This is a genomic window from Helicobacter mehlei, from assembly GCF_007280785.1.
Taxonomy (GTDB): Bacteria; Campylobacterota; Campylobacteria; order Campylobacterales; family Helicobacteraceae; genus Helicobacter; species Helicobacter mehlei.
This window is the reverse complement of record NZ_VKGC01000013.1, coordinates 1-16,288: the sequence shown is the minus strand read 5'-3', so window position 1 is coordinate 16,288 and position 16,288 is coordinate 1. Positions and strand designations below refer to the sequence as shown.

At 46.9% G+C, this 16,288-nt stretch carries 16 protein-coding genes; 1 reads left to right on the top strand and 15 read right to left on the bottom strand.

From position 1 onward, the window contains the following. Positions 1 to 3: 3 nt before the first annotated feature. The 8 genes from obgE to rplU all read right to left on the bottom strand — a co-directional run bounded on the left by obgE (position 4) and on the right by rplU (position 6,787). On the bottom strand, positions 4 to 993 hold the full coding sequence (gene obgE / locus FNE76_RS05510; protein ID WP_143928414.1) for a GTPase ObgE: 990 nt from the start codon (positions 991 to 993) through the stop codon (positions 4 to 6). 3 nt (positions 994 to 996) lie between these two features. Beyond that, positions 997 to 1,797, bottom strand: a complete 801-nt coding sequence (locus FNE76_RS05505; protein ID WP_120947481.1) for an ABC transporter ATP-binding protein — start codon at positions 1,795 to 1,797, stop codon at positions 997 to 999. Next, the gene (locus FNE76_RS05500) at positions 1,794 to 2,663 is read right to left on the bottom strand and encodes an ABC transporter ATP-binding protein (protein ID WP_120947480.1); all 870 of its coding nucleotides are present in this window, start codon (positions 2,661 to 2,663) and stop codon (positions 1,794 to 1,796) included. The genes FNE76_RS05505 and FNE76_RS05500 overlap by 4 nt, the downstream gene beginning before the upstream one ends. A gap of 10 nt (positions 2,664 to 2,673) precedes the next feature. Continuing rightward, positions 2,674 to 3,531 (bottom strand): ABC transporter permease, encoded by an 858-nt coding sequence (locus tag FNE76_RS05495; RefSeq protein ID WP_120947479.1) that lies wholly within the window; start codon positions 3,529 to 3,531, stop codon positions 2,674 to 2,676. Continuing rightward, a complete protein-coding gene (locus FNE76_RS05490) occupies positions 3,531 to 4,535 on the bottom strand; it encodes an ABC transporter permease (protein WP_120947478.1) in 1,005 nt (334 codons plus the stop codon). Before FNE76_RS05490 ends, FNE76_RS05495 begins: the two co-directional genes overlap by 1 nt. 9 nt (positions 4,536 to 4,544) lie before the next feature. Next, a complete protein-coding gene (locus tag FNE76_RS05485) occupies positions 4,545 to 6,125 on the bottom strand; it encodes an ABC transporter substrate-binding protein (protein WP_328588030.1) in 1,581 nt (526 codons plus the stop codon). Between the two features lie 76 nt (positions 6,126 to 6,201). Continuing rightward, entirely contained in the window at positions 6,202 to 6,462 is a 261-nt protein-coding gene (gene rpmA, locus FNE76_RS05480; RefSeq protein ID WP_120947477.1) for a 50S ribosomal protein L27, read from the bottom strand. A 10-nt stretch (positions 6,463 to 6,472) separates the two neighbouring features. Then, complete coding sequence (gene rplU, locus FNE76_RS05475; protein WP_120947476.1) at positions 6,473 to 6,787, bottom strand: 50S ribosomal protein L21; 315 nt, start codon at positions 6,785 to 6,787, stop codon at positions 6,473 to 6,475. A gap of 117 nt (positions 6,788 to 6,904) precedes the next feature. Here rplU and flgL point away from each other — a divergent pair, with 117 nt between their 5' ends. Continuing rightward, entirely contained in the window at positions 6,905 to 9,439 is a 2,535-nt protein-coding gene (gene flgL, locus FNE76_RS05470; protein ID WP_120947475.1) for a flagellar hook-associated protein FlgL, read from the top strand. A 5-nt stretch (positions 9,440 to 9,444) separates the two neighbouring features. On the opposite strand, the gene FNE76_RS05465 is transcribed toward flgL, so the two are convergent. The 7 genes from FNE76_RS05465 to FNE76_RS08805 form a co-directional block, all read right to left on the bottom strand. Then, positions 9,445 to 11,565, bottom strand: coding sequence for an LTA synthase family protein (locus FNE76_RS05465; RefSeq protein ID WP_120947474.1), 2,121 nt, complete (start codon positions 11,563 to 11,565; stop codon positions 9,445 to 9,447). 15 nt (positions 11,566 to 11,580) lie between these two features. Beyond that, entirely contained in the window at positions 11,581 to 12,336 is a 756-nt protein-coding gene (locus FNE76_RS05460) for an HpaA family protein (RefSeq protein ID WP_120955586.1), read from the bottom strand. 43 nt (positions 12,337 to 12,379) lie between these two features. Further along, positions 12,380 to 12,853 (bottom strand): cyclic pyranopterin monophosphate synthase MoaC, encoded by a 474-nt coding sequence (moaC, locus tag FNE76_RS05455; protein ID WP_120947473.1) that lies wholly within the window; start codon positions 12,851 to 12,853, stop codon positions 12,380 to 12,382. Position 12,854: 1 nt separating this feature from the next. After that, entirely contained in the window at positions 12,855 to 13,385 is a 531-nt protein-coding gene (gene mog / locus FNE76_RS05450) for a molybdopterin adenylyltransferase (protein WP_120947472.1), read from the bottom strand. 9 nt (positions 13,386 to 13,394) lie between these two features. Then, positions 13,395 to 13,835 (bottom strand): molybdenum cofactor biosynthesis protein MoaE, encoded by a 441-nt coding sequence (locus FNE76_RS05445; RefSeq protein WP_120947471.1) that lies wholly within the window; start codon positions 13,833 to 13,835, stop codon positions 13,395 to 13,397. Further along, positions 13,836 to 14,057, bottom strand: a complete 222-nt coding sequence (locus tag FNE76_RS05440) for a MoaD/ThiS family protein (RefSeq protein WP_120947470.1) — start codon at positions 14,055 to 14,057, stop codon at positions 13,836 to 13,838. Positions 14,058 to 14,120: 63 nt separating this feature from the next. Further along, complete coding sequence (locus FNE76_RS08805; protein ID WP_456237336.1) at positions 14,121 to 14,588, bottom strand: methyl-accepting chemotaxis protein; 468 nt, start codon at positions 14,586 to 14,588, stop codon at positions 14,121 to 14,123. Positions 14,589 to 16,288 lie beyond the last annotated feature (1,700 nt).

The window sequence follows — 16,288 nt, the reverse complement described above, 5'->3', positions numbered from 1 at the left end:
TGTTTATTTAAAAGCTTGGGCTAGTAATTGCACCAGCTGGGCGGTGTTAGTGGTGGTGTGGGCGGAAATGGGCAGAATAAAGGCGGGTTTGGGGTCTAAACTCTTTTCAAAGGCGTTTAGAATGGTAGTAAGCTCTTCAGGGGGAAGCAGGTCTATTTTATTGATCGCCACCCCAAAGGCGCGCTGTTGCAGAATGGGCGAAAACGCGCCCAATTCGTGGCGTAATTGGCGGTATTGCTCTTTTAGGTCCAAGCCTACATCTAGCACAAAGAGCAAAAGGCGCGTGCGCTCAATGTGTTTTAAGAATGCCAGCCCTAAGCCCTTACCCTGGCTAGCCCCCTCAATCACCCCCGGGATGTCGGCGATCACAAATTCTTTAAAATCCCCCACAGAAACCACGCCCAAATTGGGCACTAAGGTCGTAAAGGCATAATTGGCGATCTTGGGGCGCGCGTTGGACACCACACTAATTAAGGTAGATTTGCCCACATTGGGAAAACCCACCAAGCCCACATCGGCAATGAGCTTTAGCTCCAAGCGCACGCATTTTTCTACCCCCTCTAGCCCCTTTTGGGCATAGGTGGGGCGTTGTTGCACCGCATTTTTAAAGCGCGCATTGCCCATCCCTCCCTTACCTCCCTCTAAAATTTTAATAGGCGCGCCACATACCACAAAATCCCCTAACAACTCTCCGCTTTGCTGATCGTAAATCTGTGTCCCCGGGGGCACAATTAAGGTGATACTCTCCCCCTTTTTGCCACTGCACAGCTTAGGACCCCCGGGTGCGCCATTTTTGGCTTTGTAATGCTTTTTACCCCTAAAAGCCCCCAAAGTGTCGGTATTGCCATTCACCTGCACAAAGACATCGCCCCCATCGCCCCCATCGCCCCCATCCGGCCCGCCCTTGATCACAAATTTTTCGCGCCTAAAGCTCACCGCCCCCGCTCCCCCCTTGCCTGAGGCGATGGTAATTTCTACACTATCCACAAACATGGGCTAAGAAAAGCGTCGCATGGATTTTTCTAAATGGGGTACAGCGTCTAAAAGCTTTTTGGTGTAGGGGTCTTTAGGGGCACTCAGTACGCTATCCACATCCCCGCGCTCCACAATCTCGCCCTGATACATCACTAAAATACGATCGCTGATGTGCTCCACCACACCCAAATCATGGCTGATAAAAATGTAAGTCAAGCCCATTTCTTGCTGCAAGTCCAAGAGCAAGTTAAGCACTTGGGCTTGAATGGAGACATCTAAAGCCGAAACGGGTTCATCGCAGATCACCACCTTAGGGCGGATAATGAGCGCGCGCGCGATGCCGATGCGCTGGCGTTGCCCTCCGGAGAATTGGTGGGGGTAGCGGCTGATCCACTCTGATTTTAACCCCACAAAATCCATCATCTCTAAGACCTTTTCCCGGCGTTCTTGTCTGGAAAGATTGCTATTGAGCAAGAGAGGTTCAGCAATAATATCCCCCACCTGCCATCTAGGATTGAGGCTAGAATAGGGGTCTTGAAAAATCATTTGTACATGTTTGCGGTATTCCTGCCAATCGGCTTTGCTAAACTGGGCTAGGCTTTTTTCATTGAATAAAATCTCCCCTCCGCTGGGACTCTCAATCCCCATTAATAATTTGGCGGTGGTGCTCTTCCCACACCCGCTCTCCCCCACCACGCTTAAAATCTCCCCGGGGTGCACCTTGAAGGTGATATTTTTCACCGCGTGGATGAGTTTGGGAGGTTTGAAAAGCCCTTGAGAAATGCGATAGGTCTTGTGTAGATCATTGACTCTTAAAATCATCGAATCTCCCTAGGAAACTCTAAATAGTTGACATTCTCATCCACGGTTTGAAGGCGTTTTTTGCGGTGTTGCTTGCCCGGTTTGGGGATGGCGTTTAAGAGGGCTTGGGTGTAGGGGTGGCGCGGGTTGTTGAAAAGCTCTTTAGCACTAGCCTTCTCCACCACATGCCCCTTATACATCACCACCACCGCATCGGCTAATTGCGCCACCACGCCTAAATCATGCGTGATGAATAAAATAGAAGTCCCCTTGCTGGCTTGCAATTCTTGCATGAGCTCTAAAATTTGGGCTTGAATAGTCACATCTAGAGCAGTGGTGGGCTCATCGGCGATCAAGAGCTCTGGGGCACACACCATGGCCATGGCAATCATCACCCTTTGGCGTTGCCCCCCACTCAGCTTAAAGGGGTAATCGTGGTAACGCTCTTTGGCATGGGGGATGCCCACGCGTTCTAATTCAGCTAGGGCGCGCTCAAAGCGTTCTTTACGGCTCAAATGGGGGTGGTGGATTTTGAGCGCTTCGCTGATTTGAAACCCAATGGTGTAAGAGGGGTTTAAGCTGGTCATGGGTTCTTGGAAAATCATGCTAATTTTCTTGCCCCGAATGTCTTTTTGCATTTGCTTTTGGTTTAAGCTTAATAAATCCCGTCCGCCAAACTCAATGCTCCCCCCCACAATTTTGCCCGGCTTTTCTATCAAGCCCAAAATAGAAAGCGAGGTGATGCTTTTCCCGCTCCCACTCTCCCCCACAATGCACAGAGTTTGGGATTTAGCCACTTCAAAACTCACGCCATCCACCGCCTTATTCACCCCCCTATCGGTGAAAAAATGGGTTCTAAGGTCTTTGACTTTTAATAAGGGCAACATGGTAACCTCCTCAAGCCGATCGCTTGGGATCGAGCGCGTCCATGATCCCATCGCCCAGCAAGTTAAAGCCCATCACGGTTAAAAAAATCATCGACCCGGGAGGCACAATCATCCATGGATCGCTCCTCAGATATTGCATCGCATCCATGAGCATTGCGCCCCATTCGGGCGTGGGGGGTTGTGCGCCCAGCCCCAAAAAGCTTAAACCGGCTGCCTCTAGCACGGCAGAGGCAAAGCCCATAGTGGCTTGCACGATAATGGGCACAGCGCAATTAGGGAAGATGACTTTAAACATCAAGCGCAAATGTCCCGAGCCATTGACTTTAGAGGCGGTAACATATTCTTTTTCTTTTTCAGCCAAGACAGAGGCGCGCACGATGCGGGCAAACCCGGGGATACCCACAATACCGATGGCCAACATCGCATTTAAAAGCGAGGGACCCAAGATCGCCACCACGATAATGATTAACAAAATTGAGGGCAAAGAGAGCATTAAGTCCATCAAGCGCATGATTACCATGTCGGTTTTACGCCCAAAATAGCCCGCCATCAAGCCCAACAACACCCCAAAGAACACCGCAATCCCCACAGACACAAGCCCGATCGTTAGGGAAATACGCGCCCCATAGAGCAAGCGTGTTAAGACATCACGCCCCAAATCATCTGTGCCCAGTACATGCTTAGAACTGCCCCCCTGTGCCCAAATGGGTAAAACCCGCACTTCTTGAGTATTTTGGGCGTAAGGGTCGTGGTGGCTAATTACGGGGGCTAGCAGGGCACATAGAATCAAAAAAAACACGATCCACGCCCCCACAAGTGCGGCCTTATTTTTCCTAAATTGCAGCCAAAAATCTTTAAATCTCTCCATTAGGACAGCCTTATGCGGGGGTTGATAAAGGCATATAAAATATCCACCAACAAATTTGCCCCGATAAAAATCACTGCCACAATCAAGCTCGCCGATTGGATAATGGGAAAATCTCTTTGATTAAGCGCATTCACCATCCACTTACCCACCCCCGGCCATGCAAAGGTGGTTTCAGTGAGGATACTCCCCCCTAGCAAGCCTGCAAGCATCAAGCCTATAATGGTGGTAACTGGGATTAAGGCATTGCGCAAAGTATGCACACCCACCACCCTTAGAGGCGAGCACCCCTTAGCCTTGGCGGTGCGGATATAATCTTCTTTGGAGACCTCCAGCATGCTAGCCCGTGTCATGCGCGCGATGATGGCAGTAGGAATCGTGGCTAAGGTGATGCTGGGCAAGATCAAATGCTTGATCGTATCTAGGAAAGCCCTGTAATCGTGGGCTAGTAAGCTATCGATGAGATAAAACCCCGTGGGTCCATCTAAATAAAATTCATCGCTCAAACGCCCATAAACAGGCAACCAATCTAGCTGGATACTAAAAATAGAGATGAGCATCAAGCCCAGCCAAAAGACCGGCATGGACACCCCGGCCAAAGCCACCCCCATACTCATATAGTCAAAGAAACTATAACGCTTGATTGCGGCGATCATACCCGCACCCAAACCCAAAACAAGGGCAATGACAAGCGCGCTTAAAGAGAGCTCAATGGTAGCCGGAAAGCGTTGCAAAAATTCCTCTAGCACTGGCTCACGCGAAACTAAGGAAGTCCCAAAATCTCCATGCAAGACATGGCTGATATACAAAAAGTATTGCTCTAACAAAGGCTTGTTCAAACCCATTTGCTCGCGCAAGGCTTCTACAGATTCTTTGCTCGCGTGTTCGCCTAAAATCACTAAAGCCGGATCACCCGGGGCCAAATGCACCATCGCAAAGACAATGATGCTCACCCCAAATAAAGTCGGAATCGCCCACAAAATCCGCTTGAGGATAAAACCTAGCAAGCCCCTCCCCTATTTGTCAAAATAAACATTGACAAAGCGGTTCAATTGCACGCCCGTAGCCTTGTATCCCTTGACGCTAGCCAAATGGGGCACAATCACATAAGGATAGGCCAAAAGTACACAGGGCACATCTTTGTAGAATATCTCTTGAGCCTTATGGTAAAGCTTAGCGCGTTCTTTTTCATTGGTAACGCGCTTGGCTTTGGTTACCAGATCCGAGTAGGCATCACTTTTATAAAAGGAACTGTTGCGACTAGGGATTTCTGAGGCGGCATGTTTGCTCCACAAGATATCTAAGAAGTTATCTGGATCGCCCGTGTCTGCCTGCCAACCACTAAAGGCAATAGTATGCTCGCCTGAGGCAGTCTTCTTAATGTAAGTGCCCCATTCAAAAAATTCGATCTTGACCTTGATCCCAATTTTGGCTAACTGAGCTTGGATAAACTCCGCTCCCTTTTTGTTGTAACGAGAAGAGCTAAATAGCGTGGTTTCAAACCCATTGAGATAGCCTGCCTGCTTTAATAGAGCCCTAGCTTTAGCGGGGTCATAAGGGTAGGGTTTGATGTTTTTGTTATAACCCCACATATCAGGAGGGAGGGGATTGATTGCGCGGCTTGCATAGCCTTCATAGACAATCTTGACATATTCATCTACATTAATGCCATAGTTGAGTGCCAAGCGCACGAGACGGTTATTAAAGGGTTTTTTTTGGTTGTTCAAACTAAGCCATGTTACAAAAAGCCCCGGGACTTTTTCCACCACAATGTTATGGGATTTCTCCAATGCCTGGACCTCATTGGGATTAGGTGCATGCACAATATGCACCTCGCCCTTTTGCAAAGCCAAAGTTCTTGAAGAAGGATTGGGAATCACTTTTAAGACCACTTGATCCAAGTGTGCTTTAGTTCCCCAGTACTCTTGGTTTTTAACCAGCACGATTCGCTCATCTTTAAGCCATAGGGCAAGTTTAAAGGGTCCTGTGCCGATGGGCTTTTTAGAGAGTTGATCTTGACGGCCACTCTTAGCGAGCTCTTGAGCGTAATCTTGACTTAAAATACTCAAAAAATCCATCCCTAAGTCCGCTAAAAAGGGGGCTTCAGGGTGTTTTAAAGTGAATTTAACGGTGTATTTGTCCGGGGCTTCAATGTCCTTAATGATGTTAGACATCGCCATGCTTTCCCAGTAACCATAGCTTCTGGCTTCTTTGTAGTAGGGCTTTTCATTTCTCATTTGGCGTTTAAAAGAGAAAAGCACATCTTTAGATGTGAGTTCAATCTTTTTCTTCCAATACTTTGTGGTGTGGAAATAAACCCCTTGGCGCAAATGGAAAGTATAAACAAGACCGTCTTTAGAGATTTCCCAGCTACTTGCCAGTGCAGGCTCAATCTCGGTGCTCCCATACTTGAATTGCACCAAAGTTTCATAGATATTGGAAGTGGCTGCGTAACTCTCCCCATCGGTTACCAAGGCCGGATCCATGCTCGAGCCATCTGCCCCCCGCGCATAAACTAAAGTGCCCCCCTCTTTAGCACCAAGTACGCTACCGACGACAAGCCAGAAACCCAAAAACCACGCTAAAAATTTACCCATCGGTCATCCCTGCTTTGTTTTAATCACGGCACAACCCAGCAGAGAACCTACCAAGGGTTGCCCTATTGGCACTCACTCATGGTTGTAGCGCGACTACGGATACCCTTTTGCGGTGCTTATCTTTATAGCTAAAATGCACCACGCCATCAATCAAGGCAAAAAGGGTGTGATCTTTTCCCATACCCACATTCTTGCCTGGATGCACCTGTGTCCCTCTTTGGCGCACGATAATATTGCCCGCACGCACAAACTCTGAGCCAAACTTCTTAACCCCTAAACGCCTTCCTGCCGAATCGCGGTTATTCTGGGTGCTCCCCTGACCTTTCTTGTGTGCCATTATAAATCCTTTATGCTACGATGTTTGTAATCTTAACGCGGGTAAAGTCGCGCCTAAAGCCTCTTTTAGTTTTACTATCTTTGCGACGGCGTTTTTTAAAGATAATCACCTTCTTACCCCGCCCCTCATTGATCACCTCAGCTTCTACCTTAGCCCCGCTCACTAGAGGTGTGCCATAAACAACACCTCCCCCTTGAGAGATAGCCAAAACTTCCTCTAACTCCACGCGTGCTTTGGGCTCTAGGCTCATTTTATCCAATAACACCACATCGCCCACTTGCACCCTATACTGCTTGCCCCCATTTTTAAACACTGCATACACCATATGCCTAAATCCTAGTCAAAAATTTCCGCTCATTCTAACACAATTAACTTAAAAATTTGCCTTAGTATCATGGTATAAATCTTGCTTGTTGTTGGCATTAATGGCTAAAGGAAGAGCATGCGTATCAGCGATGGAGGTAAATACAACCAAATCCATTATTACCAAAATGCCTTGCAAAACAAACTCAACACGGCTAACAATAAAATAGCCTCTGGCTTAAAAATCCAATATGGCTACCAAGATAGCAATATTGACAATCAAAACCTCAAATACGGCTTTGAGGAAAATACGCTGGATCAAGGCTTAGATGTCGCCCAAAGTGCCCACACAGCCACCCTCAACACCGACAAGGCTTTAGGCGAACTCTCCAGCACGATGGAGCAATTCAAAACCAAATTAATCCAAGCGGCTAGCGATGTGCATTCCACAACCTCTCGCCAAGCCATCGCCCTAGATTTAGCCCACCTCAAAGATCACATGATCAATATCGCCAATACTTCCATTGGGGGCGAATATCTCTTTGGGGGGAGCAAGGTCGATCGCCCGCCCTTTGATCGTGTAGGTAACTACTATGGCAATAATGAAGACCTCAATGCTCTAGTGGGATCTAATAATCTCGTGCCCTACAATGTGACCGGGCATAATTTATTTTTAGGCAAGGACTTAGACAAACAAAAGAGTATCACCACCAATATTAAAATGTTGAATCAAAGTAAGTTGCACCCCGATGTGATGGACGCACTCAACAACACCGCCAACCCTCAAGAAGTGTTCATCACCCCCGAGGACACCTTGCGTGATTTGATTGGAGATGATGATAACAACCCCCAAAACGATGCCAAAGAATATTTTTACTTGCAGGGTATCCGCCCCGATGGGAGTGCTTTTAAGGCAAAGTTTGCGTTGGATAAGGCTTATAGCAAATTAGAGAGCGCGACTAAAGTTAGCGATCTCTTACGCCAAATTGGTCGGGAGTATGGCAACACCTCCACCAATAAGGTCGTGGATGTAACTTTGAATGCGTGGGGAGAGATTGAGATTAGAGACTTGAGCGCGGGGAATGCGGTGTTGGATTTCCATATGATCTCTAGCGATAAAGATATGGATAATTTAGATGCCTTGCGTTCTAGCAACGCACGGGTTACCACTTATGTAAAAAGCCCCTTTTTGACCGCCCGTAGCCTCTCACAGGTGCAGGGGGTTAATAATCTCTATGATAAGCGGGTGCTAGATGTGCCCAGCGCATTTATTGCCCAAGATAACACCCCCGCCACTAGGAATACCAAACTCAGCGCGATCTTGGGCGAGGGGGCAACGTATTTACAAATTGAGGGCACAGCCCCCAATAATTCTAATGGGAGTATCAACAATGCCCCCATACCCCCCTTCCATTTAGATGCCAAAAACGCCACCATGCAGGATTTGATGGATGCAATCAAAGCACATTTTGGGGGGAATTTAGATGTGGAGCTTTCCAGCGATGGGCATTTGCGCCTAATCGATCGCAATGTCAAAAACAAAGACCATGATAGTCCCAATCCGCCCTTTGATGGCCCGCATGGTTTGAGTTTGACTCTAAAGACTTTGGATAGCAAGGGAGCAGAGATTCAGGCTCTGCCCACCGATTATGCCAGCGAATACCAAAAAACCTATTTTGCCAATCACGGATCGTTGTTGGTGGGCAATGTTTCTCAGGTCGTGCCTAAAAGCATGGACTATGCCAGCGGGGCAACTACTCTAGCTGCGGTGATGGGGGCTAACATTGGCGAGCAAACCTACGTTTTAAAGCTCAAAGATCATAATGGCGTGCCCCTAGAGGCTAAGTTACACTTGAGCAATAAGGGCGCATTTTTGCAGTTGCCCAATAAAGAGGGGGGTATGCCCTATGAAATCCCCCTTTATAACCGCAACCAAGAGACCCCCACGCTCACTAAGCCCAATGATTTTACCTACCGCCAGCTCATGGATGCGATCAGCATTGCAATGAATTACAGCAACCAAGATAAAAAGGAATATGCCCAAGCCCAAACAGGCGTGCCCTCCAAAGAGAGTCAAGCAGCGTTTCTCTCCATTCTCAAACAATCTAATGATCGCGTGAGCGTGTCTTTAAATGAAAACGGGCAAATAGCGATCCAAGACAACACCCGTTCTAATACACTCATGCAATTCATGCTCTATGATGAAAAGGCGAATGATTTTTCTGAGCCCAGTCTCAAAAGAGATGTGCCCAGTTTGCGCCTCAATGCCAATAATGCACTGACCATCGACCAGCCCCACATTAATTTTTTCAAGCAATTAGACGGGGTGATCGAATCGGTGCAAAAGGGAATCTACCGCCCCGATGCTCTGCCGGGAGCTTATAGCCCAGAGTTGCGTAATTTGGGGATACAAAATAACATCGCCCTTGTGGATCACTTGAGCGATCATGTAGAAAAGGTGATTGCGGCCAATGGGGCACATAGCCGTAGCTTTGCCAATATCATGCGCCGTAATGAAGTGCTCAAATCCCAAGTGCAAGCCATCCGTGGGGACACCACAGGCACAGATGTGGCCGAAACTTACAACAAGTTCGCCCAATTGCGCAACAATTACGATGCGGCCTTAGCCTCTTCGAGCAAGATCAACCAAATGAGTCTCACACATTATCTCTAAGTGGGCTATTTGATAACCCCTCCCTTAAAGAGATAGTGCCAGCTTAAACCATTGGCGGTATTGTCTCTCTCTAAAAGTTGCTTGGCCAGTTTGAGGTCTTGAGAATTGGTTTTATGCTGGATTAATTGCCCCTTTTGGACATAAAAAAGTTTGTTGGGCTCATCTTTCCCGTATAAAAAATCAATCCCCTCTTGCCCCTTAGCTGCTATGACCTCAAAGCCCAAAGCCGGATCGTCCAGACAAGTATTGGAGGTATTGGCATTGCTAAACAAAGGCTTACCAAAACTCGCATAGGTGTAGCCTTTAGGAGCGATTAGCTCCATAATCGTGGGTGCGATGTCAATGTGTGCGCCCATGCAACGGATTTGTTGGGGCTTTAAGGAGGGGGCATAGAGAATGAGGGGTACGCTCTTTTTCCAATAGAGATTATTTTTGGCGTATTCAAAACTGCGATCAAAGTGATCGCCTGTGATGATAAACAGCGAGTTGGGGAATTTGGCACTGGCTTTTTTGATGAAATCCACCAAAACTTTGTCATACCAATACACATGCCCTAAGAAGTTGGCATTAGGCAGGTCTTGGCTTTTAGGGGTGGCTTTTACAAAGGCTTGGATGGATTCTAAGGGTACACCAAAGGCTTTGAGATTAACATTGCGGGTTGTGTGGTTGCTTAAAGTCATCACCATGCTAAAGGTGGGTTGGTCAGTCGGGGTTTTTTCTAGGATGTAATCAAATAAGATATTGTCATGCACGCCCCATTCGCTCTCTAGAGGTTGGGGGTAGATTTTAGAGTTGCTGGCCAACTTGTGTTTAGCAAAGCGGAGCAGATAGGTATTGAAAATGAGATCATCAAAGCCCTGTAGTTTGGTGAAACTATCTAAGCGATTCCAAATCCCGCTCCCCCCATAGTAAAAAACATTGTGGAAACCCAGTCCCTTCATTTGGTTGCCAATGGCGGTGGGTAGGCTAGGGATTTTCACACCCATATTCACAAAATTAGTGTCATTAATCCCCATTAAACCCGTGATCTGCACATCTAAACTTTTGACCGTGCGTTTGGCATTTTCTAGGAATAAGGGGAAGATAAAGCCATGCTGGTGATCATCTAAGCTTTTAAGCGCGCTGACCAAGCCAATCGAGTCAAATTTGGGGTCAAAATGCCAGCTTGAAAGCGACTCAGAGACAATGTAAAAAACATGGGTGATGCTGGGTTTTAAAGGATTGGTGCTTTGGTGTTCTAAGAGTTTGCCTAGATCAAGGGGAGGGGGCGTATCACTAGGGAGATTAAAATACTCTTGGGTGGCTTGTAAAAGGGGTTTGGAGCTAAAACTAGCAAAGGTGATCTTTTGGCTCTTAGTGTGGTTTTTAAAGACCAAGTAGAGATTGCGGAATGCCCCGGGGGTGATTTGGCGCAAAAAGACATTTTCAGCTGGCTGGATTGCTGAGTCTAAAGAAATGGCGGTCAATCCAAAGCGCGCATTAATGGAGATGAGCATGAAGAATGCCAAACAAGCACCCGTTAGCCCTAAAATGACCTTGAGCGAAAAATCTTTAAAGACCTCATAGAAGATTTGGGCTATCTTAGCTACTCTAAGATACACCCAAAAGCTTAGTAAGCTCAAAACCAGCCAAATTAAAGTTTTAGTGCCAATAAAATACTCGCCTCTAAGCGCCATGCTCAAAAGCGTTTTGGGGCTTTCATCAAAGACTTCAAGCAAATTGGCATCAAAGACACCGCCATAAATGCTATAAAAAGTCATGTTGGCAATTTGCAAAAACACGCATAGAGCAATTACTAATAACGCATAGGTGTTGCAAACCTTGCGCTGGGCTTTGGTTTTGATCAGCAAAAGAGCCAAGAGCAAAAAAACAAGCCCAAAAATGGCCACCATGCGGTTATCATAGCGGATACCATTGCCCAAAGTCTGCCAAATTTGAGAAGATAGAGAGCTTAGAGCATGCCCATGCAGGGCAAGGGCATCTTTATAAATACCCATGTAGCCCAAAAAACCCAAGCGCAAGCAGATAAAAAAGGCGGTAAGAAAGAGGCTAAAAAAAAGTGTAGTGAGGAGCAGATGGAAAAACCTCTGCCCCAAAGACACCCTAGAAGGGAAGACTAAGGGCATGATGGCTACTGGGTGCTAATATTTCTTCTGTGCCTTCAAGTCCGCCACATCTTTAGCATAAGATTTGATCCGATCTTGGGTGAGCTTGGTATCCATTTTGGCCATCACATCTTTAAAAATTTGGTTCAACGCCTTTTTTACCGCATCATTAGAGTCGTCCTTGCCTTTGTATAACGAACTCAAAAGTCCGCCGGTATGTTCAGAACGGCTGGAGCGGATAAAGGGTTCTTTAATGTAAAGCTCGCTCAGATCCACCATGAACGAATCGATCGCCTCACCACTGGTGGGCTCGACAAACACCACTTTAATATACCCCATGGACAAAAGCGTGCCTTTGGTAACATCCATGCCCGTAGAGAAAATGAGTCCGGGGCTGGATTTCTTTTGTTCTGTCGTCTTGGGATCGGGTCTTAAAACCACCTCACCATTCGTTTCCAGCACCAAGTAACTATCTTTCTTTTGGGCAAAAGAGAGGTCATTTTTATCACTCACATCTGAGATGACCACTTTGTAGCCTTGATTTTCTAGCAAAGATTGGACCTTGAGAGTCAGCTCATCTCTAAACTTGTTGGAATACTCCTTAGCAATGTTGTCGCTGTATTGCAATGCAGGTTTGAGCAAAATAATGGTTTGGTTGGTTTTAGGGGCCGCCATCACACCTGTTTTGTAGGCTAAATTCAAGGGGACATTGTTAGTAACAGTGATACTAGGACCGCAACCCACCAAAAAAACCCCCGCCACAACACCTAAAAGCCACGATTTCTTCTGCATAAAATTCTCCTTAAATTGTGAATTAATTCAGATACATGGGATTTTAAGAGCGTTGGTAAGTACCGCTCTTGCCACCCTCTTTATATTCTAGTTGGATAGTCCCAATTACCATGCTTTTATCTAAAGATTTAACCATGTCATAGATGGTTAAAAGACCCACGCTCACACCCGTGAGTGCCTCCATCTCCACGCCTGTTTGCCCATGGTGTTTCACGCGCACCTGCACCATAAAAGCACATTCTTGGGGCTGTTCTAAAATCTCTACAGCGATATTAGAAAGGTTGAGAGGGTGGCACATGGGGATGAGTGCGCTAGTTTGTTTAGCCCCCATGATTGCCGCAATCACGGCAGTTTGAATCACCGGACCTTTTTTAACTTGGTGATCTATAATCGCCTTGTAAGCCTGTACTCCCATGCTAATCTTGCCACTAGCAAGGGCGATTCTCATGGTGTCGGGCTTGTGGCTCACATCGACCATATTGGGGTTATTATGGGTGTCTAGGTGGCTAAGGGTCATGTCACCTCTTGGGGCGGAACACTTGGATATGCTCCGTGTTGCCCTCAATATAACGCCCTCCAATTAAATCAATGCAATAAGGAATAGCCGGAAAAACCGCCTCTAAACATTCCCGAATGCTCTTAGGCTTGCCGGGCAAATTGACAATGAGACTTGAGCCTCTAATGCCCGCGCTCTGACGCGAGAGAATCGCCGTGGGGACATACTTTAAGCTCGTGGCACGCATCAGCTCCCCAAAGCCGGGCAACATTTTAGAACACACCGCCTTAGTTGCCTCGGGAGTAACATCTCTAGGTGCCGGGCCCGTGCCCCCTGTGGTCACAATGAGATCACAACCACACACATCACTAAGCTCGATCAAGGTCTCTTGAATCAAATCCTGATCATCGGCGATTAGGCGGTATTCAAAAACCAGGGGATTGATAATATATTCGCTTAAAACCTCTTTAATCGCCCCCCCACTCACATCCTCATAGACCCCACTGCTCGCCCGATCGCTACTGACCACAATCCCAACTTTAATGCTCTCCACCAACCCCCCTTAAGCCAACAACCCACTACCCCTCAGCGGGTGGCTTCTCTCTTTGGCATAGACACGCTGGTTATCCAATAGATCGTATTTCCAAATCGGCGCGCTGTGCTTGAAGTCCTCAATAAAATCCACATACAAGGCTAGGGCGGCTTTGCGGTGTTCTGAGATCAGGCCCACCATGTAAGAAGTTTGCAAAACCGGCACATCGCCCCTTGAATGTGCCATTTTTAAGAGGACACCCTGCAAGTGTGCGCGTTTTTGCCACACATCAAACCACGCTTGCAACAAAGGTCCATGCACATCAAAACTCAACCCTTGAAAATTTAGGCTTTGGGGGCGCACCACCCCGCTAAACACACACAAAGCCCCCGCTCCTTCCAATCTGCACTCCTGTTCCCAGCGCATATAGAGAGTCGGCGCATCCAAAGCACCCTCAAAAATCTCAAGCATTCAACCTCCGCACACGGGGGGCAACACCATCACCCTATCCCCATCTCTAAGCGGTGTGCGCAAATCTTCTACTAAAACATCATTCACGCTAATCGCACTCATAGCCAGCCACGGGCGCACATTCTCTTTTTCTTGCAAAATGGCTCTAAGCCCGTGCAAATCGCAAATATCCAATTGCATACTCTCTTCTCTGATTGGGCCTAAGAACTCCACGCAAACCATCAACTCTCCTTAAAAATTCGCCTTAGGATAGCAAAATTTTCTGTGTTTTTGGCTAATAGTGCTCTAGAATTTTTTGCGTTGCACATCTTTTAAAATCTCTTCGGATATGCGGTTAATGTCTTGAGAGGCCAATAGGGAATCGCGTGCAATGGCGATATTGCTCTTTGTGTCTTTTTTAAATTCCTCTAAAGATTGGTTGATAAATTCCACCTCTTGGGCTTGATTTTGGATACTCGCCGAAGTGTCTGAAATGCTTTGCACCAAGACATTGATATTGCTCTCTATCTCGCTCAAAGATTTTTGCGTGCATTCGGCTAATTTTCTGACCTCATCAGCCACCACCGCAAACCCGCGCCCATGCTCGCCCGCCCGTGCCGCTTCAATCGCAGCGTTTAAAGCCAGCAAATTAGTTTGATCGGCAATGTTGCGGATGATCTCCACGATGCTTTTAATGTCTTGGCCTTGTTGGATCACATCTTGGGTTTTTTGTGCCACTTCTGTAATACCATTGGTAATTCCAGCAATGCTCATAATGGTTTTATCCAAGCTATTATTTTGATTGGTCGCAATTTCATTAAGGCGATCCACACAACCATTTAAGATCATCACCTTTCCATCTAGCTCTTTGGCAAAGCCAGCTGAAGTGCCTAGCATGCGTCTTGTCTCATGCACAAGACCATCTACAACCTTTTCAATATGTCCGCTCGCTCCGGGGATGCCATGTCTGAAGTCGTATTGGCTATAACGCTCAAAAGCATCATTGATCGTTTTCATGTGCATACCAATATTTTTTTGCATGTAGAGAATAATATTATTCAGGTTTTTCTTCAACTCAATTAAAGAGGGGTTGTTAGGCTCTGCATCCACCGTTTGGCTAAAATCCCCTTCCTCCACCCTAGAGGCAACTTGGATACTATTCTCTACAGATTGTTTGTCTTGCAAGATGGTTTTTTGGATTTGTTGGATATTTTGGTTGATATCGGCTTGCATTTTGCCCAAATCGTCCTTGCTCTTGGCCGGGATGAGTTTGATGTGATCGGCTGAAATTTCGTGACGCAAGATCTTAAAGAAGTTGTCTAAATTTTGGGATACCGCCATAATGCGCTTGCTCATCAAAACATAGAGTAACCAGTAGATCACACCGATCACAACGAACAAGCCGATCACGCCCGTAATGCAGATCGTGAGCTTGATGGAGTCAATGTCCCTAAAAACACGCTTTTCACTCCTCACGCCCACGACGGCCCAATGCAAAGGATTGTCATCGACTTTTTCCAGCACCTTGAAAGGATAAATCGCGCCATAGGAGAATTCGTGATTGACGGTTGAATAGATGCGCAAAACTTGTTTTTGCCCGCTTTGGATGAGGGGCAAGCCTTGTTGGGCAAAAGGTTTATTGACCCCCTCCCAAGAACGCCCACGTAATTCATGGTGGTTGCCACCCACGACTAATAAAGTCCCATCTTGGGCGATCAGATTAAAGGATGTATCCCCAACTCCATAAGATTTAAGCACAGAATCGAAGAGATCGATGTTGATAAAAAGGATAATCGCACCCCTAAAAGCCCCTTGATGATCCCTTAAAGAATAAGCCACATCAATCCCATAAATGACTTGCCCATCATGCATGGTGCGCAAATAGGGCTTACCCACAACAAGTTTAGAGGTATTTTTACTGGCAATATATAAGGGATTGTGGTAGAGATCGGGCGTAGCTAAGGTGTTAATTTTACCCGAATTGCTCTTATCGATGCCAAAACTAATAGTGTTGATCGATTCTCCCTCTATAGCGATGGATAGGGCATAGACAGCCTGCGTATAGCGCAGATATTCGCTCAGAAAGTACTTTTCAAAGGCGAGATCAGCTTGGGTGTTGTTTTTTAATAGAACGGCTTTGATAATATGCAGGCGCACCAAAGCCCGCTCAATGCTAGCCTGCACACCCCAGCTAGCATTACGCACTTGGGCTTGTAAGCGATTGAGGGCTTCTGCCTCCAAAATGCGCTCAGCTTTAGAAGAAACAATATAACTCATCACCACCACTAAGAGCACCAGCACCGATCCGATCGCCAATGCCATTTTTGTTCTCAAACTCATATCTTTAAACATTTTTAACTCGTATTTTGGATTTCCTCCTCCGGGGGGGGGGGGGGGGCGGGGGGCGGGGGGGGGGGGGCGGCGAGACCACACCCAGAGGGGGGGTGTGTGTTATTTTGTGGTTTGGTTTGGTG